The organism is Mesorhizobium sp. M0894 (assembly GCF_040319725.1).
Lineage (GTDB): Bacteria > Pseudomonadota > Alphaproteobacteria > Rhizobiales > Rhizobiaceae > Mesorhizobium.
Map to the genome: position 1 here is coordinate 1 of NZ_JAMYOG010000017.1, position 19319 is coordinate 19319.

Below are 19319 nucleotides of genomic sequence, written 5' to 3' on the forward strand. Positions count from 1 at the left end.
CCCCCCAGCTTTTTTTTCACCACCACCCCCCCCACACCCCACCACAGCCATTGTCGGGGGGCCGGGTTGTTGTTAATAACACACTTTTTACCCCCCTATTCACCCCCCCGCGCCTTCCCCCCCCCGGTTCTTCGTCGTTACCGTCCTTCGCCGTTTGCCGTCTTGGCGCGCGGGAGAAAATTTGCCCCATCGCAGAATTGACGTTTACGCAAACGTCAATATTTGTTATCTCGACCGCAATGTTGGTCCGTCTGCCATCCTCATATGCTGAGGCTGATTTCGGGGCCAAGACCGCATGGTGGAGGAAACGCATGCCGATCTACAGAGCGCCGATCCGGGACACGCTGTTCGTGCTGAACGAGGTGCTGGGCTATCAGCGCTATTCCAATCTTCCCGGATTTTCCGACGCGACGCCGGATGTGCTCGAGGCTATCCTTGCCGAGGGCGCGAAGCTCGCCGAAAACGTCATGCAGCCGCTCAACCGTGTCGGCGACGTGGAAGGTTGTGTGCGCCATGTCGACGGGTCGGTGACGACGCCAAAAGGCTTCAAGGAAGCCTTCGACCAGTATCGCGAAGGTGGCTGGATGGGGCTCGCCGCACCTGTCGAGTTTGGCGGGCAAGGCTTGCCCTATGCAGTGCATACTGCGGTTGCCGAATATATGGTGTCGGCCAATATGTCGCTGATGATGTATGCCGGACTGACGCAAGGTGCGATCGCTGCGATCATCACCCATGGCACCAAAGAGCAGAAGGCGACATGGTTGCCGAAGCTGGTCGAGGGCGCCTGGACCGGCACCATGAACCTGACCGAGCCGCACTGCGGAACCGATCTCGGCTTGCTGCGCACCAAGGCCGTTCCAAATGGCGACGGCACCTACAGGATCTCCGGCCAGAAGATATTCATCTCGGCCGGCGAGCATGACATGTCGGGAAACATCGTCCACCTCGTGCTGGCCCGTATCGAGGGCGCGCCGGATGGCGTGAAGGGCATCTCGCTGTTCATCGTGCCGAAGCTCAAGCTCGATGCATCACGCAATCCGGGCGAGAAGAACACCGTCTCCTGTGGCTCGATCGAGGAGAAGATGGGTATCCATGGCAATTCGACCTGCGTCATGAATTATGACGACGCTGAAGGCACACTGCTCGGCGAGGCCAATGGCGGGCTGAAAGCCATGTTCACCATGATGAATGAGGCGCGGCTTGGCGTCGGCCTGCAGGGGCTCTCACTGTCGGAGGTTGCCTATCAGAATGCGGTTTCCTACGCCAAGGATCGTCTGCAGGGCCGCTCGCTGTCAGGGCTGAAGGCGCCGGACAGAAAGGCCGATCCGATCATCGTCCATCCGGACATCCGCCGCAGCCTGATGACCATGAAGGCTTTCAACGAGGCCGGCCGCGCGCTGGCGCTGTGGACGGCGATCAAGTCCGACATCGCTCACCGCTCCGGTGACGACAAGGATCGCCAGGCAGCCGATGACTATACCGGCCTGATGACGCCGGTGGTCAAGGGCGTGCTCACCGACAAGGGTTTCGATCATGCGGTAATGGCGCAGCAGGTGTTCGGAGGCCACGGCTATATAGAAGAGCACGGCATGAGCCAGTTCGTCCGCGATGCCCGCATCGCCATGATCTATGAGGGTGCCAACGGCATCCAGGCACTCGACCTCGTCGGCCGCAAGCTGGCCTTGAATGGCGGTCGCGCGGTGCAGGCGTTCTTTAGGGAAGTCGGCGAGTTCTGCGAGGAGAACCGCACCGACGAGAAGATGGCGCCCTTCACCAAGGCGCTGAAGAAGAGCCTCAACGATCTGCAGGCGGCGACGATGTGGCTGATGCAGAACGGCATGGCCAGGCCCGACAATGCCGGTGCCGCCTCGACCGACTACATGCATCTCTTCGGCCTGGTGGCGCTGGGGTATATGTGGGCGCAGATGGCCAGGGTGGCCGCAGCGAAATTGGCGAATGGCGCCGACGGCGCTTCGTCTTTCTACGACAACAAGCTGGTGACGGCGCGCTTCTTCGTGGAGCGGATCATGCCGGAGACGGCGGCGCACCTTGCCCGCATCTCCAGCGGCGCCGACACATTGATGGCGCTGCCGGCCGAAGCGTTCTAGGCTCCCCTCTTCCTCGCGAGGAGGGTGGCCGCGAAGCGGCCGGGAGAGGGCGCCACGGCAGCGCGCCAGCCTCAATTCTGGCGGCGTGCTTGGAAGGAGGATCAGAGAATAAACATGACCAGTCCCGCCGAAATCCTTGGCCTTCCAAAACCCGCCTGGGCGGCGGACGAGGTCGGCATGCTTTATGACATGGCGCACCGCTTCATGTCGGAAGAGATCGCGCCGCGTTACGACGAGTTCGAGAAGAACGAGATGGTCGACCGCGAAAGCTGGCTGAAGGCGGGTGCGGCCGGCCTGCTCTGCGCCTCGATGCCGGAGGAATATGGCGGCTCGGGCGGCAGCTTCGCGCATGAGAGCGCCATCATCGAGGCGATCGCCCATGTCGGCGTCGACGGGTTCGGCATTGGCCTGCACAATTCGATCGTCGCCCCCTACATCCTCCATTACGGCTCGGACGAGCAGAAGAAGAAATGGCTGCCGAGGCTGGCGACCGGCGAACTGATCGGCGCCATCGCCATGACCGAGCCGGGTGCGGGCTCCGACCTGCAGGGCGTCAAGACGCGCGCCGAAAAGGACGGCAACCAGTACAAGCTCAACGGCTCGAAGACCTTTATCACCAACGGCCAGCTCGCTAACTTCATCATCGTCGTCACCAAGACCGATCCGCAGAAAGGTGCCAAGGGCATCTCGCTGATCGTCGTCGAGACCGACGAGGTGGAGGGCTTCGAGCGCGGCCGCAACCTCGACAAGATCGGCCTCAAGGCCAACGACACGTCGGAACTGTTCTTCAACGACGTGCGTGTGCCGACCTCGAACCTGCTTGGCAACGAGGAAGGCCAGGGCTTCGTCCAGCTGATGCAGCAATTGCCGCAGGAGCGGCTGCAGATCGGCACCACTGCTATCGCCATGGTCGAGCGGGCGCTGGCTCTTACCATCGACTACGTCAAGGAGCGCAAGGCCTTCGGCAAGGCCATCATCGAATTCCAGAACACCCAGTTCAAGCTGGCCGAATTGAAGACCGAGGCGACCATTGGGCGCGTCTTCTATAATGACTGCGTTGCCCGCCACATTAACGGCGGCCTCGACCCGGTGACGGCCTCGATGGCCAAATACTGGCTGTCAGACCTGCAGGGAAAAGTCGTCGACGAATGCCTTCAATTGCATGGCGGCTATGGCTACATGAATGAATATCCGATTGCGCGCATGTTCCGCGACGCCCGCGTCCAGCGCATCTACGGCGGAACCAACGAGATCATGAAATTGCTGATCGGGCGCTCTCTCTGAGCGACTTTCAGCAAACCCAAGGAGCAGGAAAATGGCCGAAGCTTACGTCTATGATGCCGTGCGCACGCCGCGCGGCAGGGGCAAGAAGGATGGCTCGCTGCACGAAGTGCCGGCGGTGCGGCTCGGCGCCAAGGTGCTCGAGGCGATGCGCGACCGCAACGGGCTGGACACCGGCACCGTCGACGACATCATCTTCGGCTGTGTCGATCCGGTTGGCGAGGCGGGTGCAGTCATTCCACGTGCCGCTGCTTTCGAGGCCGGCTACGACACCAAGGCGCCTGGCATGCAGATATCGCGCTTCTGCGCCTCGGGCCTCGACGCCATCAATTTCGGCGCCGCCAAGATCGCGCAAGGCGCCGACGAGATCGTGATTGCCGGTGGCGTCGAATCGATGTCGCGGGTCGGCATGGGCGCCTCCGGCGGCGCCTGGTTCATGGATCCTTCGGTCGGCCTGCCCGGCTGGTTCGTGCCGCAAGGCATATCGGCCGACCTGATCGCCACCAAATACGGGTTTTCGCGCGACGACGTCGATGCCTACGCGGTCGAAAGCCAGAAGCGTGCCGCCAAGGCGTGGGGCGAGGGCCGCTTCAAGAATTCGGTGATCTCGGTCAAGGACCAGAACGGCCTGACCATTCTCGATCACGACGAGCACATGCGGCCTTCGACCGACATGCAGTCGCTGGCCGCGCTCAACCCGTCCTTCGTCATGCCCGGCGAAATGGGCGGCTTCGACGCCCTCGCGGTGCAGAAGCATCCCGAGGTGGAAGAGGTCAACCACGTCCACCATGCCGGAAATTCGTCCGGCATCGTCGATGGCGCGGCGGCCGTGCTGCTCGGCTCGAAAAAGGCGGGAAAGACGCTCGACCTCAAGCCGCGCGCGCGTATCCGCGCCTTTGCCAACATCGGCTCCGAACCGGTGCTGATGCTGACCGGTCCGGTCGACGTCACCGAAAAGCTGTTGAGGCGGGCGAAGATGAAGCTGTCGGACATCGACCTGTTCGAGCTTAACGAGGCCTTCGCTTCGGTGGTGCTGCGCTACATGCAGGCTTTCGACATTCCTCATGACCGGATCAACGTCAATGGCGGCGCCATCGCCATGGGCCATCCGCTGGGCGCCACCGGTGCGATGATCTTCGGTACGGTGCTGGACGAATTGGAACGCCGCGACCTGAACACCGCGCTGGTGACGCTTTGCATCGGCGCCGGTATGGGCACCGCAACGATCATCGAACGCGTCTGACGGAGAGAGATGATGAGCTATACCAATTTCACCCTCGACACCGACGCCGACGGCATTGCTTTGGTCACCTGGGACATGCCGGACCGTTCGATGAACGTCTTCACCCAAGAGGTGATGCTCGAGCTGAACGTCATCGTCGACAAGGTGGCGACCGATGCAGCGATCAAGGCGGCGGTCATTACCTCCGGCAAGGATACGTTCTCGAGCGGCGCCGACATCACCATGCTGCAGAAGATGCTGGCGACCTTCGCCGCCGACAAGGCAAAGGACCCAGAGAAGGCGACCAAGGCGCTGTTCGACAATGCGGGCTATATGAACGGCCTGTTCCGTAAGCTGGAAACCTCGGGTAAGCCGTGGGTTTCGGCGATCAACGGCACCTGCATGGGCGGCGCGTTCGAATTGTCGCTCGCCTGCCATGGCCGTGTCGCGGCCGATTCCGACAAAGTGAGGATGGCACTTCCCGAAGTGAAGATCGGCATTTTCCCCGGCGCCGGCGGAACCCAGCGCGTGCCGCGGCTGACCGACCAGCAGCAGGCGCTGCAAATGCTGACCTCCGGCCAGACGCTGTCGCCGCAGAAGGCCAAGTCGATGGGCCTGATCCATGAGATTGCCGAGCCGGACAAGCTGGTCGAAACCGCCAAGGCGATGATCAGGAACGGCTTGAAACCGGTGGCGCCCTGGGACGAAAAAGGCTTCAAGCTGCCCGGCGCTCCGATCTATTCGGTGGCCGGTGCCAATCTGTGGCCGCCGGCCATCGCCATCCTGCGCCGCGAGACCTATGGCAACTATCCCGCCGCTGCCGCCATCCTGAAATGCGTTTACGAGGGCTTGCTGGTGCCGTTCGACACCGCCTTGCGGATCGAGCAGCGCTACTTCACCGAGATCATGCAGACCAGGGAAGCGGCAGCGATGATCCGCTCGTTGTTCGTGTCGCTCCAGGAACTGAACAAGGGCGCGCGCCGCCCGGCCGGTGTGCCGGAAACGAGGTTTAAGAAGATCGGCGTGCTCGGCGCCGGCTTCATGGGCGCCGGCATTGCCTATGTGACGGCCAAGGCGGGCATTCCGGTGGTGCTGCTCGACCGTGACATGGAGTCTGCCGCCAAGGGCAAGGCGCATTCCGACAACCTTATCTCGGATCAGGTGAAGAAGGGCCGTGCCAAGCCACAGGACAAGGACCAGTTGCTGACGCTGATCACGCCGACGGCCGATTACGCCGATCTCGCCGGCTGCGATCTTGTCGTCGAGGCGGTATTCGAGGATTCGGCCGTAAAGAAGGGCGCCACCGAACAGGCCGAGGCTGTGCTCAAGCCTTCGGCGACCTTCGCCTCGAATACGTCCACCATACCGATTACATCGCTGGCCAGGAATTCGGCGCGGCCAAAGAATTTCATCGGCATCCACTTCTTCTCGCCGGTCGACAAGATGATGCTGGTCGAGATCATCCTCGGCAAGAAGACCGGCGACAAAGCGCTGGCCACCGCGATCGACTTTGTCCGCGCCATCAAGAAAACCCCGATTGTCGTCAACGATACGCGCGGTTTCTATGTCAATCGCTGCGTACTGCGCTACATGTCGGAAGCCTACAAGATGCTGATCGAAGGTGTTCCGGCGCCGATGATCGAGAATGCGGCGAAAGCCGCCGGCATGCCGGTCGGTCCTCTGGCGTTGACCGACGAGACCGCGATCGACCTTGCCCAGAAGATCATGAAGCAGACGATGCGCGATCTCGGCGACAAGGCGGTCGACCCGAAGCAGATGGCGCTGATCAGCACGATGGTCGACACACACGGTCGCTTGGGTCGCAAGAACAGCAAGGGCTTCTACGACTATCCGGCAAAACCTGCCAAGAAGAAGCTGTGGCCAGGCCTCAGGGACCTCTACCCGCAACTGGCGCCGGAGAGGGTCGATTATGAGGAGCTGAAGCAGCGGCTGCTGGTCACCATCGCGCTTGAGGCGGCACGGGTGATGGAGGAGGGCATCGTTACCGATCCACGCGAGGCCGATGTCGGCTCGATCCTGGCCTTCGGCTTCGCGCCCTACACAGGCGGTGCACTGTCCTACATCGACGGCATCGGCGCGAAGAAATTCGTCAAGATCGCCAAGCGCCTGCAGAAGAAATACGGCGCCGAGTTCAGGGCGCCGAAGCTGCTGCTCGACATGGCCGAGAAGGGCGAGACCTTCTATGAGCGTTTCGATCCCTATGACAGGAACGAGGCCAAGGAGGCAGCGTGACGCCGTCTTCGGCGGTGGACAAGATGGCGGCCAAGAGGTAGAACAGGGAAGGTATTTTTTCCTGTTTCGAAGGAGAGCAAGGTGCTCTCGCATGACCGCGTTTGGGCCGCCATCGACGCTCTCGCCGAGCGTTATTCGCTTTCGGCCTCCGGGCTGGCCAGGCGCGCTGGCCTCGACTCGACGGCCTTCAACAAATCGAAGCGGCTGTCCTCGGATGGGCGGCCGCGCTGGCCGTCGACCGAATCGCTGGCCAAGATCATCGAGGCGACCGGCGCCTCGCTGGATGAATTTGCGGGGCTGGTCGAAGGCCGGGGTAATTCCGGCGCACTGCCCGTGCAGAAATCGTCGGTGCCGCTGCTCGGCTTCGCCCAGGCGGGCGCCGGTGGCTTCTTCGACGACGCCGGGTTTCCGGCGGGGCAGGGATGGGACCTGATCGAGCTGCCGGCACGGGCAACCGAAACCTCCTATGCGTTGAAGGTCCAGGGCGATTCCATGCTGCCGCTTTACCGCAATGGCGATGTCCTGATCGTCGAGCCGGGGGCTATCATACGAAAGGGCGATCGCGTCGTCGTCAAGACCAATGCCGGCGAGGTGATGGCCAAGGTGCTCGACCGCCAGACACCGAAGTCGATCGCGCTGGTCTCCCTCAATCCCGATCATCCGGACCGCGACATCCCCATGCGTGATGTCGAATGGGTGGCGCGGATTGTCTGGGCAAGCCAGTAGGCGCGGGGCCGGTGCGTCTGCCTCACCTTGCCTTGGCCGTTCTGGCGATTCCGGCGATGGCCACGGCAATTGTCGCTGGCGGCCGTGCCGTCCAGAACCAAAGCGGCGGCCCTGGCGAGCAAATTCAGGTCAGCGCTGAACCCCAGCCCGCCGCGCCGGCTACGTCGGCCATCTCGAAACCAGAGGCGGCCAAGCAGGCTACGCATTCAAGGGCAATCGATCCGGAAATCGTGGTGCCGCCGCAGCTCGGTTCCGACGAGCTTGAACGGATTGAGCCGCGCGCACCGTTGAGCGATCTGGCATTGGCCGGACTGCCCAGGCCGCCAAAAACGAAAATGCCTGACGACTGGAAAGGCACGAAACTGTTCCAGCCGGTCGCGCCGGCCGCCGGGGTCATCGAGGCAAAGGGCTATTCGATTGCGGTTTCCGGCATCGACATCGTCAAGCAGGACGAGACTTGCACCGACGGCGGCAAGTCTTGGAGTTGCGGCATCCGGGCGCGAACTGCCTTCCGCGCTTTTCTGCGCGGTCGTGCGGTGGTCTGTGCCGTGCCGCCCGAAGGCGGCCGTGACCTGATCGCCGCCGAGTGCCGGATCGGCAATCAGGATATCGGCCAATGGTTGGTCGAAAACGGCTGGGCGCGCGCCGCCAAGGGCGGCGCTTACATAGAAGCCGGCGAGAAGGCGCGTGCAGCGAAAAAGGGCGTCTTCGGGCCGGCGCCGAGCGTCTCAGGCCTGCCGCCGCTCCCGGCTGCGTCGCGATCCGCGCCTGTGGCGCCGGGCTCGATCCTGGAGGAGCAGGACGGCGTCCTCAAGCCGCCAGCTGACCAGCAAGCGCCCGTCGAATGAGCTCACGCGTTTCGGCAATGCCGTAGAGTGCGGCGAAGGAACCGAAGCGCGGCCCGCGTTCCTGACCTATCAGCACCTGATAAATCATCTGGAAGAAGGCGACGGAGACGCCGGGTCCACCCTCAGGGCTCTGCTTGGAACGATCCTGGTAGCGCTCGATCTTGCGCGCGACATTGAGGGCGGCGTTCTGGATCGCCTCGCCGGCGGCGTCAGCGGGCAGCGCGGCGAGCGCTTCCGAAAGTTTGGTCAGCGCCTCGCGCTCGACCGCGTCGGCGGCACGGTACACCTTAGCCGGCTTCACGAAATCGTCGAAATAGCGGATCGCATATTCGGTCAGCCGGTCGAGTTCGGGGTGAGTTGCCGGCGTCACACCCGGTGCGTGGCGCGAAATGAAGCCCCACAGCACGTCCCTGTTCTGCGCATTCGAGGCGCTGACCAGGTTGAGCAGCAGCGCGAACGACACCGGCAGGTCGATGATAGGCGGATTGCCGTCATGCATGTGCCAGACCGGATTGCCCAGCCGTTCTTTCCAATCCTGCTTCTGATAAGCAGAGAGGAACGTGTAATATTCGTCTACCGCCTTCGGGATGACGTCGAAATAAAGCTTCTTCGCGGTTCGCGGGCGCTGGAACATATAAAGGCTAAGGCTCTCGGTCGGCGCATAAGTCAGCCACTCGTCGATGGTTAGCCCATTGCCCTTCGACTTCGAGATCTTCTGGCCGTGCTCGTCGAGGAACAGCTCATAATTGAAGCCCTCCGGCGCTGGAGCATCGAGCGCACGGCAAATCTGCCCGGCGAGCTTGACGGAATCGATCAGATCCTTGCCGGACATCTCGTAATCGACGCCGAGTGCTGCCCAGCGCATCGCCCAGTCTGGCTTCCATTGCAGCTTGGCATGACCGCCGGTCACCGGCGTCTCGAAGCGCTCGCCGGTGTCCGGGTCGCGCCACACGATGGTGCCGGCGTCGAGCTTGCGCTCATCGATCGCGACTTGCATGACGATGCCGGTCTTGGGATGGATCGGCAGGAAGGGCGAATAGCTCTGCGCCCGCTCTTCACGCAGCGACGGCAGCATAATTGCCATCACCTTATCGAAGCGCTCGAGCATCTTGAGCAGCGTCGCGTCGAAGCGGCCGGAAGTATAATAGTCGGTCGAGGAAGCGAATTCGTAATCGAAGCCGAAACGGTCGAGGAAGGCGCGCAACCGTGCGTTATTGGCGGCGCCGAAGGACGGATACTCATTGGAGAAAGGGTCCGGTATCCTGGTCAGCGGCTTGCCGAGATACGCGCGCAGCATGTCCTTGTTAGGCACATTGTCCGGCACCTTGCGCAATCCGTCCATGTCATCGGAGAAGCACAGCAGCCGCGTCTTGACCTTGTCTTCGGTCAGCACGCGGAAGGCGTGGCACACCATAGATGTGCGCGCCACCTCGCCGAAAGTGCCGATATGCGGCAGCCCCGACGGGCCGTAGCCGGTCTCGAACAGCACCGTTTCCGGGTAGCCGCTGCTCGCGTAGCGGGCGACGATCTTTTTCGCTTCCTCGAACGGCCACGCCTTGCTTTCGGCGGCCGCGGTGAGGACTTCCGGGCTGAGATCGATCGGCTGTTGTCCGGCCATGATGCTATTTCCTGCAGCTTTGCCGGCATCCGTGCCGGCAGCCGCATGCTCTAGACTATGATCCCGAAAAGTGGAACCCGGTTTCCGGGCAGGACCGTGATCAGGCAAGAAGATATGAGCCCCGTCCCATTTAATCGGTATGGATCAGGCTTCAGGGCCTGACCGGAGCGTCAACGATCGCGGCTCTTTTTCCTTGCGGCGCCGGTCCCTCGTTCCTAACTTCGGGACCCGTCTCAAGGAGTTGTAAATGCCATTGTCGCCACACGAAGCCATGATCTACCTGATGGTCATCACCTCGGCGTCAGACCGCGACATGACCGATGTCGAACTGGCGCGGATCGGCGACGTCGTTCGATCCTGGCCGGTGTTTGAGGATTTCAATCAGGAGCGGCTGGTCGAGGTCGCCCAGGCCTGCCAGAAAATGCTGCAAGAAAAGGACGGGCTGGAGGGCGTCCTGGCGCGCGTCGCCGAGGCGCTGCCCGACCGCCTGCGTGACACCGCCTATGCCGCTGCCTTCGAGGTCGCGGCCGTCGATCTCGAAATGCGACTGGAGGAGGTGCGCGTGCTGCAGCTCGTCCGCCGGGAACTCGACCTCGATGCGCTGACGGTCGCCGCCATCGCGCGAGCCGCCAAGGCCCGCCTTCGCACGCTGACCTGAGCCAGCAGCCAAGCTCAGAAAAAGCTGACCGGAAAATAGCGCAGATAGAACTCGGCGAACGTGCCTTTCACCGAAATTTCCTGCAGCGCATAGTCGAAAGCGGCGGCCAGGGCCGGATCGTCGGCCCTGGTGGCGATCGCCATGCCCGAGCCGAGATATTCGGGCGCCAGATAGGGGCCGCCGGCAAAGCGGCAGCAGCCCGCCGCATCCGAACCGCCGAGCCAGAACGCAAAACGCATGCCATCGCCGAAGGCGGCGTCGATCTTGCCGGCTTTCAGCTCGCCATAAAGCTCCTCCGGCTTTGCGAAGGGGACGATTTGGACGTCGCCGAAATAATCGCGCAGCATCCGCTCATGCCCGGAGCCGGCGATCACGCCGACACGCTTGCTGCGCAGCTTGTCGAACATTGGTTCCGTCAGCGCCTGTGTCTTCGGCACGACGAAGCGTGCCGGAAATTGCAGGTAGGAGCGTGAAAACGCGTATTTCGACCGCGATTCCGGCGTGGCGGCGATTCCGGCAATGATCGCTTCGCCTTCGCCTTTCCGCAGCGCGCCTTCGAGCTCGGCCCAGGGCAGCGCCTGGATCTGGCATTTTTCGGCAATGCCGAGCTCGGCGCAGATGGCGCGCGCCAGGTCCACATGGAAGCCGGACAGTCGGCCTGCCCCGTCGAGAAAGTTGAAGGGCGGGAAATCGGTGGTGGTCAGGAATCGCAGCCGCGGCAGCATCGAAAGGTCCGGCTTTGGCAGCCGCACCTTGGCGTCCCAAAACACCGGCACCTGCGGCTCCGCAGCGCGCGCAGCACCCGCAAGCGATTGCACTCCGATCAGCATCGAGATCAATGAAATGGATATGCACCGAAACGCCACGCGACGACTCCGTCCAGTCTTGCCCCGGCTTTCGTACGAAATAACACAGGTTCTTGTACGAAAATAACTCAGGCACAACGGTTTTTGGTTTCATCATGGCAATTTAGGGATATTGTTTAGTGAGTTTGCAAGTGACTGTATGATGCCGGCTCAAGAGGAGCGGTGGGGCGTACAGAGGGAGCAGCTTTGCAGTCCGGGGTTGATGGCGTAGTGCGGGTTGATCACTGCCATTGGTCTCAAGCGCGGAAGGCAACATGGGGTAGATGTTGCGATGGGTCATTTCGATCGTACCCTGGAGTTGATAGATCAGTTGCAGCACGCCGGCACAGCGGCCGCCGTCTGCGAAAAGCTGCTGGGGGTAACAAGCGGGTTCGGGCTGACGGCGCTGATGGCCGGGACGGTTCCGCAACCTGGAACGCCGAAAAATCAGCAAAAGAACCATGTGCTGCTTTGCGACTGGCCGGCTGAATGGCTTGAGCGCTACGTCGCACGCAACTACGTCGATCACGATCCCGTCGTCAGCCACATGAAGCAGCTTCAGGCGCCGTTCCAGTGGCGGGAAGCGTCTCAGGGCATCCGCATCGGCAAGAGCGGCGGCGAGGTGATGGGCGACGCCGGTGAATTCAAGCTGCGCGACGGGTTGGCCTTCCCGCTGATCACGCTCGATGGCCAGATCGTCATGGTGTCGCTGGGCGGCGAGGCTGTCGAATTGTCGGGCGCCGAGTTCGGGTTGGTCTCGTTGGTCTCGACTTATGCGATTGGCCGCGCCATGCAGCTCCACACCATGGCGGGCAAAACCATCGACCATGTCGAATTGACGCCGCGTGAGCGCGAATGCCTGCAATGGGCCGCCGTTGGCAAGTCCGAATGGGAGATTTCCCAAATTCTCGGCATTTCGGAACACACGTCAGAGAAACACCTTCTTAACGCCAAAAGCAAACTCGGTGCCGTCAACCGGGTCCAAGCCGTCGCGGAAGCGATAAGGCGCGGCTATATTAACTAGGTCGGCCGCGCCGGCCTAGAAATTCTTGCCTACGTGATCGCGCAATTTTCTCGGGGGAGCACGGCCGTATTTTCCTATTGAACCTAGGAGACGGCAAATGCTTTTTTCCCTCACCACCCAGGAATTGATGGAACGCCCAGGCCTTTGGGAGGCAGTTCATCGGTTGCGTTACAAGATTTTCGTCGAGGAGATGGGATGGACCGATCTGCAGCGCCCCGATGGCCTCGAGATCGATCAATTCGACCACGACGAGGCAGTGCACCAGATCGTCATCCGCAATGGCGAGCTCGCCGGTTACCAGCGTATGTTGCCGACGACCCGGGCACATCTTCTAACCGATGTGCTGGCGGACCTTTATGAGGGAACCCCACCGTCGGGGCCGAATGTCTATGAACTGACCCGCTATGCGGTTGCGCCGGGATTCCGCGACGGCCGGCGCGGCGTGTCGACGGTGGGCACCGAACTGATCGCCGGCTTCGTCGAGTGGGGTCTGAAGCGCAACGTCAACCAAGTGATCATCGAATTCGAGCCGATGTGGGTGCTTCGCGCGCTGCAACTGCATTTCCTGGCAACGCCGCTCGGCTATCAGCGGACCTATGGCAACCAGCAGGTCGTTGCCACACTGCTCACCTTCAACGAGCACACGCTCGACGTGGTGCGATCGCGCCGCAATCACTTTGCGCCGGTGCTGGCCAGAGGGTACCCGGACATGCTCGGACAGAGACGCGCCTCGTAAGATTGGAGAGGGCCATGAACGTTCACTCAAAAACAGAATTCCGCAATCACACGCTGATCGTCACCGTATCGTCGGGTGACGGCCGCCCGGTGCTGGACAGGCGGGCCTACGAAAGCCTGGCCAGGACATTCCATGAAGCCGCTGTCGATGACGACGTCCGCGTCGTGGTCCTGCGCGGCCTGGCCGGGTGCTTTTGCCTCGGTGCTGATTTCTCCGAATTTCTCGATGCCACCAAACATCGGCGATTGATCGCCGCCGTCACCGATATGTTCCGCACGCTGGCGACGTTCCCGAAACCGGTGCTTGCCTGTGTCGACGGCGACGCCGTCGGCGTCGGCTGCACCATCCTGTTCCACTGCGACATGGTGATCGCCTCGAGCAAGAGCACGTTCCGGGTGCCGTTCGTCGATTTCGGCCTGGTGCCGGACGCGGCGACCAGCATCCTGGCGCCGCAGAAGCTCGGCTATGCCGGTGCGTTCCGCTTCTTCTGCCTCGGCGACACGCTCGCCGCCGAAGATGCCAGGCAGCTCGGCCTTGTCGGCGAGATCGTGACGGACGTCAGTGTCGAGGAAGCCACGTTGGCCAGAGCCAGGCAGCTCGCCAAGAAGCCAGTCGCGGCACTGCTGCAGACGCGCGACCTGCTTAGGGGGGACACCGGCGCGCTCTGCGACCGCATCGATCAGGAGATCTCGCTTTTCCAGCAGGCGCTGCAGGACGACACCACGCTGAAGCGGCTGCAGCGGATTGCCCGGATGGCGGCATGAGAGCCGTGAATCGATGAGGTGAGCTTATTTTTCGAGGAAAGTCGGCCCTTCGCCGATGATCTTCTTGTCCTCCTTGCCGATGACGTCGAGGTCACGGCCGTCATAGGGAAGTGACAGGAGAATGCGCTGCATGACCGCCAGCCGTGCGCGCCGTTTGTCGTTCGCCCGCACAATGATCCAGGGCGCGAACTCCTTGTGCGTGCGTTCGACCATCAGGTCGCGCGCCTTGGTGTAGTCGTCCCATTTGGTGATGCCGGCGATGTCGATCGGCGAAAACTTCCAGCTCTTCAGCGGGCTCCAGCGACGGTCATGGAATCGCTCAAGCTGCGTTTCCCTGCCGATGTTCAGCCAGAATTTGAAGAAATAGATGCCCTCGTTGCGGATCATCCGCTCGAAATGCGGAACCTCGTCCAGAAATTGCTCGTGCTGCGCGGGCGTGCAGAATCCCATCACCGGTTCAACGCCGGCGCGGTTGTACCAGGAGCGGTCAAAGGTGACGAATTCGCCCGACGTCGGGAAGTGGTCGACGTAGCGCTGGAAGTACCATTGTCCAAGCTCAGTGGGTGTTGGCTTGGTCAGCGCCACGTTGCGCGCCGTCCGAGGGTTCAGATACTGGCGCAAAACGAAGATCGTGCCGCCCTTGCCGGCGGCGTCGCGTCCCTCGAACAGCGACATCACCCGCTTGCCCGTCGACTGTAGCCACGCCTGCGCCTTGACCAGCTCGATCTGCAGCTGCTCGAGCCTCTCGTCATACCCCTCGCTCTTCATCTTCTTGTCGTAGGGATAGCCGCCGGCGGTCAGCTTGCGGTCCTCGACCCAGTCCGGAAGAGTGGGGGCCTCGATGTCGAACTCCCGCTCCTTGCCGTCGATCATGATCTTCAACGGCCCCGACGAACCTGTAGCGGGGCCTTCCTTGGCGTTTTTCATCGAGACGAACCTTTCCAGCTTCCGGACTCATGCTATTGGGAGCCTCCATGCCGGTCCAGCAGGAAGTTCTTGAGGTGGCCGCAGACGGAGCGCAGGCGACGGAGCGCAAATGGCCGACATCGGCACAGAGCGGAAAGGCAGGGCGCAAGCCGTCGCCATGCGGCTGTGGAACAGCCGCTGGCTGCTGGCGGCCGGCTTCGTTGCAGTTCTGATGGTATATGGTTTTGCCGGCATAGCCGGCTATGTGGTGCTGCTGGCAGGCGCCGTGCTGGTTGCCGCTGCGATGCTGCCGGCCGGCGTCGCGCATCAATCGACCGAAAATGCCGCGGCCATCGAGGCGAGCGGCCTGCAACGGCTTTCCGGCGAATATCTCGCGGCGGCGGTTGCCGATCCGCTGATCATTTTCGATCGCTCTGCCGCCATCGTCCATGCCAACGCCGCCGCCTTTGCAGCCTTTGGTGGGATTGCCCCCGGCGTATCGCTGTCGCTGAAATTCCGCGCGCCGGAAATGCAGGCCTTGCTGGATAATATCTTGTCGGGCAACGTCGCTTCGGACAGCGTCGACTACATCGAGAAGCTGCCGGTCGAACGAGCTTATCGGGTGAGCGCGTCTTCTGTCGGCCACGCCACGGATCTCTACGTGCTGGTGTTCAAGGACCAGAGCGAGGCGCGCCGGATCGACAGAATGCGCGCCGACTTCATTGCCAATGCCAGCCACGAGTTGCGCACGCCTCTCGCCTCGATCGCTGGCTTCATCGAGACGCTGCGCGGGCCGGCCCGCAACGACCCCGCGGCACGCGAGCAGTTCCTGCAGATCATGCAGAACCAGACCAGCCGCATGGCGCGCCTCATCGACGACCTTCTGTCGCTGTCACGCCTGGAGATGAAGCCCTATCTCAAGCCGGGAACCGAGGTCGATCTGCGCCAGGCCATCGACAGCGTCATCGATTCGCTTGGGCCGCTGGCCAAGGAAAGCGGCGTCGTCATCGAGCGGGATTTCGCGCAAGGGCCGCTCGACGTGCCCGGCGATCGCGACGAGCTTTTCCAGGTTTTTGAAAACCTGCTAGAAAACGCCTGCAAATACGGTCAGTCCGGTGGACGCGTCGTGGTGTCGATCACGCGCGGCGACAGCGATCCCGAGCCGGGCATCGACGTCACCATCAGGGATTTCGGCCCCGGCATCCCCGAAGAACATATCCCGCGCATCACCGAGCGCTTCTACCGCGTCGATGTCGAGAACAGCCGGACCCAAAAGGGCACCGGCCTTGGCCTGTCCATCGTCAAGCATATCCTAACCCGCCACAACGCCAGACTCTCCATCAGGTCGGAGGTCGGCAAGGGCGCGGCGTTCACGGTCCATTTGCCGGCTCGCTGACGCCGTACTATCTACCACATGATGGGCCGTTTCTTTTTTCTGTCATCCGGCTAGCGTATCAGCGGGGATTCGAGCGAACGACTCAACCAGAAGATCCGGGAAGGCATTCGTCCATGCAGTCCGTGCACATCGTCAGCGCCTATGACGAGGAGCTGAAATATCTGTCGAAGCGCATCGCGGCGATGGGCGGGCATGCCGAGCGCATGGTCGAGCAGGCAGTAGCGGCGCTGGTCAATGCGAATCCGGGGCTCGCCCAGAAAGTCATTCGAGACGACCTGGTTCTGGATGAGGGGCAGCGTGAGATCGACGACAAGGCGATCATCATCATCGCCAAGCGCCAGCCGATGGCGACGGATCTGCGCGAGATCGTCGGCGCGATCCGCATCTCGGCGGACCTCGAACGGGTGGGCGACCTCGGCAAGAACATCGCCAAGCGGGTGGTTGCCGTCGCCGACGGGCGCCAGCCGAACAGCCTGTTCCGCGGCCTCGAGGCTTTGGCCAATCTGGCACTGACCCAGCTCAAGGAAGTGCTCGACGTCTACGCGTCGCGGTCGGTGGAGAAAATCGGTTTCGTGCGCGACCGCGACGACCAGATCGATGCCATGTACACCTCGCTGTTTCGCGAGTTGTTGACCTACATGATGGAAGACCCACGCAACATCACGCCCTGCACGCATCTCCTGTTTTGCGCCAAGAACATCGAGCGCATCGGCGACCACGCCACCAACATCGCCGAGACGATCTACTATATCGTCACCGGCGATCAGATGCCGGCCGATCGCCCGAAGGGCGACAAGACGGATAAGATAATTCTTCCCGCAACGCTGCCTGCGAAGTGAGTTCTCGAAACAAAACGTGGTGGCCGCTAGAGTTGCCACTTGGTGGAGTGGCTCTCAAATCCGAAAAGCAGCTCCCCTGCTGCTCGACACTAATGCGAATTTCGGATTCGCCACCTGAGAGCAAATTGCGCTAAGCTTTCGACGCGCCGACTTCTCAGTTCCGCGATGAAAGCCTGCCTTCAGGAGGCTGGGATGGAATATGTCCGCGAGTTTGCTCCCGCGCCGCCGATGTCGGGCATAATCGCTTGCGGCGTCTATACGGCTGGGCGGCGCATCGCCGACATACCGATCGAGGAAGCCGGCGAATGGGCCGGGAAGCCGGGCCATGTCGTCTGGATCGGACTGCTGGAGCCCGACCGCAATTTATTGCTGCGCGTCCAGGCGCAATTCCATCTGCACGAGTTGGCGATCGAGGACGCCGAGCATCCGCACCAACGGCCGAAGATCGAGCAATATGGTGATGCCCTGTTCATCGTTGCCCGCACGGCGCAGCTGATCGACAGCCGTGTCACCTTCGGCGAGACGCATCTGTTCGTCGGCGCTGGCTACATTGTCAGCGTCAGGCATGGCCCGTCGACCTCCTACGCCGCCGTTCGCCAGCACTGGGAAAGCTGTCCGCATTCCCTCGCCAAGGGCGAGGATTTCGTCCTCTACGCCATTCTCGATTTCATCGTCGACAACTACATGCCGGTGCTCGAGCAGATCGAAAACGAGGTCGAGGCGATCGAGGACAAGGTTCTGCTGAAGCCGATGACCGGCTCCGACATCGAGCGGCTTTACATGCTGCGCCGCGATCTCTTGCGCCTGCGTAATGCGGCCCTGCCGCTGGTGGAGGTCTGCCGGCGGCTGACCAGCGCCGATCTGCCGCAAATCCATACAGCCATGCACCCGCTGTTTCGCGACGTCACCGACCACATCCGCACGGTCCAGGAAAAGATCGACAGCCTGCGTGAGGTTCTCGCCTTCGCCTTCGAGGCGAGCCTTCTGGTCGGCCAGAGTCAGGAGACGGCGATCTCCAAGAAGCTTGCCTCATGGGCCGCCATCTTGGCCGTGCCGACAGCATTCGCCGGCATCTACGGCATGAATTTCAGCGACATGCCGGAACTGAGGATGGAATATGGCTACCCGGCCGTACTGGCGGCAATCGCCCTGATCTGCACGTTTCTTTACTGGCGGTTTCGCAAGAATGGGTGGCTTTGAAGAGAGGTGAATAGTGAATAGGGCTAAATGGGAGCCTTGCTTCTTACGCCAGGCTCAAGCCGCCACCATTCACCTGCTCCGCCGCCGCTCCGACGCCGGCTGGAACGCCACCCGGGCGTGGTACTTGCAGTAGGGTCCGGTTTCGGCGGCGTCGTTGCCGCAGAAATGGAAGTCTTCCGAAAGCGGATCGCCATTCGGCCACTTGCAGGTGCGCTCGTTCAGCTCGACGAGTTGCAGATGCCGGGAGATCGGCACGACGACGTTTTCGACCGGGCGGATATAGTGGCGCGACACCGGTTCGGCATCGAACTGCGCCTTGAGCGCGGTCGCACCGATCGACATCGACGTGGTGGCATGGCGCGTGGCGCTTGCTGCCCGCGACACCGATTTCTGGATCGTCGATCCCTGTACCGTCTTCTTCTGGCGTGCCGGTGATGCGGTTGTGCGTCCGCGGCCGGACAGTTTCAGCCGGTGCACTTTGCCGATGACCGCATTGCGGCTGACCCCACCAAGCTGTGCGGCGATCTGGCTGGCGCTGAGACCCTCCGACCACAATTTTCTGAGAAGTTCGACTCGCTCGTCAGTCCAGTTCATGAGACCGCGCTCCTGCTGAAAAGTGCGGCAATCGGAATCCATTCCCGACCCGGCTTCTGCCGGGCAGACACCACATATATCGGGTGATTAGGTCCGCCGCACGAAATCTAGTTATTTCTCTACTACAATTACCTTATGCGCTGACTCGGTGACAAGAGTCCCAAGGCCAACACGAATCGGTTTTTTCGGTTTTCCCCAACTTGCCCGGTCGCTTATGAGCCGGCATTGTGCTGGGGGGCTTGCCGCACGTCCTTGCGCGACCTTTTCGTTGACTTCACGGCCGAAAAACACGATAAGCCAC

17 protein-coding genes are annotated in these 19319 nt (G+C 62.0%); 13 read left to right on the forward strand and 4 right to left on the reverse strand.

Going from position 1 to position 19319, the window contains the following annotated elements:
• Positions 1-311: 311 nt before the first annotated feature.
• From NKH91_RS25690 to NKH91_RS25715, 6 genes are all read left to right on the forward strand, one after another.
• Positions 312-2108: an acyl-CoA dehydrogenase gene (locus NKH91_RS25690; protein ID WP_352885278.1), complete on the forward strand. Its 1797-nt coding sequence runs from the start codon at positions 312-314 to the stop codon at positions 2106-2108.
• A 114-nt stretch (positions 2109-2222) separates the two neighbouring features.
• Positions 2223-3392, forward strand: coding sequence for an acyl-CoA dehydrogenase family protein (locus tag NKH91_RS25695; RefSeq protein WP_023719511.1), 1170 nt, complete (start codon positions 2223-2225; stop codon positions 3390-3392).
• A 31-nt stretch (positions 3393-3423) separates the two neighbouring features.
• Positions 3424-4632 carry an acetyl-CoA C-acetyltransferase gene (locus NKH91_RS25700; RefSeq protein ID WP_352885279.1) on the forward strand — a complete coding sequence of 403 codons (1209 nt, stop codon included), beginning with the start codon at positions 3424-3426 and terminating at the stop codon, positions 4630-4632.
• A gap of 12 nt (positions 4633-4644) precedes the next feature.
• Positions 4645-6864, forward strand: a complete 2220-nt coding sequence (locus tag NKH91_RS25705) for a 3-hydroxyacyl-CoA dehydrogenase NAD-binding domain-containing protein (RefSeq protein WP_352885280.1) — start codon at positions 4645-4647, stop codon at positions 6862-6864.
• 81 nt (positions 6865-6945) lie between these two features.
• Entirely contained in the window at positions 6946-7590 is a 645-nt protein-coding gene (locus NKH91_RS25710; protein ID WP_023719508.1) for a S24 family peptidase, read from the forward strand.
• Between the two features lie 11 nt (positions 7591-7601).
• Positions 7602-8438, forward strand: coding sequence for a thermonuclease family protein (locus NKH91_RS25715; protein WP_352493783.1), 837 nt, complete (start codon positions 7602-7604; stop codon positions 8436-8438).
• Here the strand turns inward: NKH91_RS25715 and NKH91_RS25720 are convergent.
• Positions 8401-10056: a lysine--tRNA ligase gene (locus tag NKH91_RS25720; RefSeq protein ID WP_352482488.1), complete on the reverse strand. Its 1656-nt coding sequence runs from the start codon at positions 10054-10056 to the stop codon at positions 8401-8403. The genes NKH91_RS25715 and NKH91_RS25720 overlap by 38 nt on opposite strands.
• A gap of 247 nt (positions 10057-10303) precedes the next feature.
• On the opposite strand from NKH91_RS25720, the gene NKH91_RS25725 reads away from it, so the two are divergent.
• On the forward strand, positions 10304-10714 hold the full coding sequence (locus NKH91_RS25725) for a tellurite resistance TerB family protein (RefSeq protein ID WP_023719505.1): 411 nt from the start codon (positions 10304-10306) through the stop codon (positions 10712-10714).
• Between the two features lie 14 nt (positions 10715-10728).
• Here NKH91_RS25725 and NKH91_RS25730 read toward each other — a convergent pair whose 3' ends face one another.
• On the reverse strand, positions 10729-11580 hold the full coding sequence (locus tag NKH91_RS25730; RefSeq protein WP_352482486.1) for an ABC transporter substrate-binding protein: 852 nt from the start codon (positions 11578-11580) through the stop codon (positions 10729-10731).
• Positions 11581-11851: 271 nt separating this feature from the next.
• Here NKH91_RS25730 and NKH91_RS25735 point away from each other — a divergent pair, with 271 nt between their 5' ends.
• From NKH91_RS25735 to NKH91_RS25745, 3 genes are all read left to right on the forward strand, one after another.
• Positions 11852-12583, forward strand: a complete 732-nt coding sequence (locus NKH91_RS25735; RefSeq protein ID WP_352482485.1) for a helix-turn-helix transcriptional regulator — start codon at positions 11852-11854, stop codon at positions 12581-12583.
• Between the two features lie 97 nt (positions 12584-12680).
• Positions 12681-13319 (forward strand): acyl-homoserine-lactone synthase, encoded by a 639-nt coding sequence (locus NKH91_RS25740; protein ID WP_023719502.1) that lies wholly within the window; start codon positions 12681-12683, stop codon positions 13317-13319.
• Between the two features lie 14 nt (positions 13320-13333).
• The gene (locus tag NKH91_RS25745; protein WP_023719501.1) at positions 13334-14083 is read left to right on the forward strand and encodes an enoyl-CoA hydratase-related protein; all 750 of its coding nucleotides are present in this window, start codon (positions 13334-13336) and stop codon (positions 14081-14083) included.
• Positions 14084-14107: 24 nt separating this feature from the next.
• Here NKH91_RS25745 and ppk2 read toward each other — a convergent pair whose 3' ends face one another.
• Entirely contained in the window at positions 14108-15010 is a 903-nt protein-coding gene (gene ppk2, locus NKH91_RS25750; protein ID WP_352482484.1) for a polyphosphate kinase 2, read from the reverse strand.
• A 109-nt stretch (positions 15011-15119) separates the two neighbouring features.
• Between ppk2 and NKH91_RS25755 the strand changes: the two genes are divergently transcribed.
• From NKH91_RS25755 to NKH91_RS25765, 3 genes are all read left to right on the forward strand, one after another.
• A complete protein-coding gene (locus tag NKH91_RS25755; protein ID WP_352885281.1) occupies positions 15120-16385 on the forward strand; it encodes an ATP-binding protein in 1266 nt (421 codons plus the stop codon).
• A 113-nt stretch (positions 16386-16498) separates the two neighbouring features.
• Positions 16499-17224, forward strand: coding sequence for a phosphate signaling complex protein PhoU (gene phoU, locus NKH91_RS25760; RefSeq protein ID WP_023719498.1), 726 nt, complete (start codon positions 16499-16501; stop codon positions 17222-17224).
• 192 nt (positions 17225-17416) lie between these two features.
• Positions 17417-18424: a magnesium and cobalt transport protein CorA gene (locus tag NKH91_RS25765; RefSeq protein ID WP_023677347.1), complete on the forward strand. Its 1008-nt coding sequence runs from the start codon at positions 17417-17419 to the stop codon at positions 18422-18424.
• Positions 18425-18493: 69 nt separating this feature from the next.
• Here the strand turns inward: NKH91_RS25765 and NKH91_RS25770 are convergent, their stop codons facing one another.
• Positions 18494-19018: a GcrA family cell cycle regulator gene (locus NKH91_RS25770; RefSeq protein ID WP_023719497.1), complete on the reverse strand. Its 525-nt coding sequence runs from the start codon at positions 19016-19018 to the stop codon at positions 18494-18496.
• Between the last annotated feature and the right edge of the window lie 301 nt (positions 19019-19319).

Coding starts and splice junctions, on each gene's coding strand:
- NKH91_RS25690 (WP_352885278.1), top strand. CDS start 312: ATGCCGATCTACAGAGCGCCGATCCGGGACACGCTGTTCGTGCTGAAC.
- NKH91_RS25695 (WP_023719511.1), top strand. CDS start 2,223: ATGACCAGTCCCGCCGAAATCCTTGGCCTTCCAAAACCCGCCTGGGCG.
- NKH91_RS25700 (WP_352885279.1), top strand. CDS start 3,424: ATGGCCGAAGCTTACGTCTATGATGCCGTGCGCACGCCGCGCGGCAGG.
- NKH91_RS25705 (WP_352885280.1), top strand. CDS start 4,645: ATGAGCTATACCAATTTCACCCTCGACACCGACGCCGACGGCATTGCT.
- NKH91_RS25720 (WP_352482488.1), bottom strand. CDS start 10,056: ATGGCCGGACAACAGCCGATCGATCTCAGCCCGGAAGTCCTCACCGCG.
- NKH91_RS25725 (WP_023719505.1), top strand. CDS start 10,304: ATGCCATTGTCGCCACACGAAGCCATGATCTACCTGATGGTCATCACC.
- NKH91_RS25735 (WP_352482485.1), top strand. CDS start 11,852: ATGGGTCATTTCGATCGTACCCTGGAGTTGATAGATCAGTTGCAGCAC.
- NKH91_RS25740 (WP_023719502.1), top strand. CDS start 12,681: ATGCTTTTTTCCCTCACCACCCAGGAATTGATGGAACGCCCAGGCCTT.
- NKH91_RS25745 (WP_023719501.1), top strand. CDS start 13,334: ATGAACGTTCACTCAAAAACAGAATTCCGCAATCACACGCTGATCGTC.
- ppk2 (WP_352482484.1), bottom strand. CDS start 15,010: ATGAAAAACGCCAAGGAAGGCCCCGCTACAGGTTCGTCGGGGCCGTTG.
- NKH91_RS25755 (WP_352885281.1), top strand. CDS start 15,120: ATGGCCGACATCGGCACAGAGCGGAAAGGCAGGGCGCAAGCCGTCGCC.
- phoU (WP_023719498.1), top strand. CDS start 16,499: ATGCAGTCCGTGCACATCGTCAGCGCCTATGACGAGGAGCTGAAATAT.
- NKH91_RS25765 (WP_023677347.1), top strand. CDS start 17,417: ATGGAATATGTCCGCGAGTTTGCTCCCGCGCCGCCGATGTCGGGCATA.
- NKH91_RS25770 (WP_023719497.1), bottom strand. CDS start 19,018: ATGAACTGGACTGACGAGCGAGTCGAACTTCTCAGAAAATTGTGGTCG.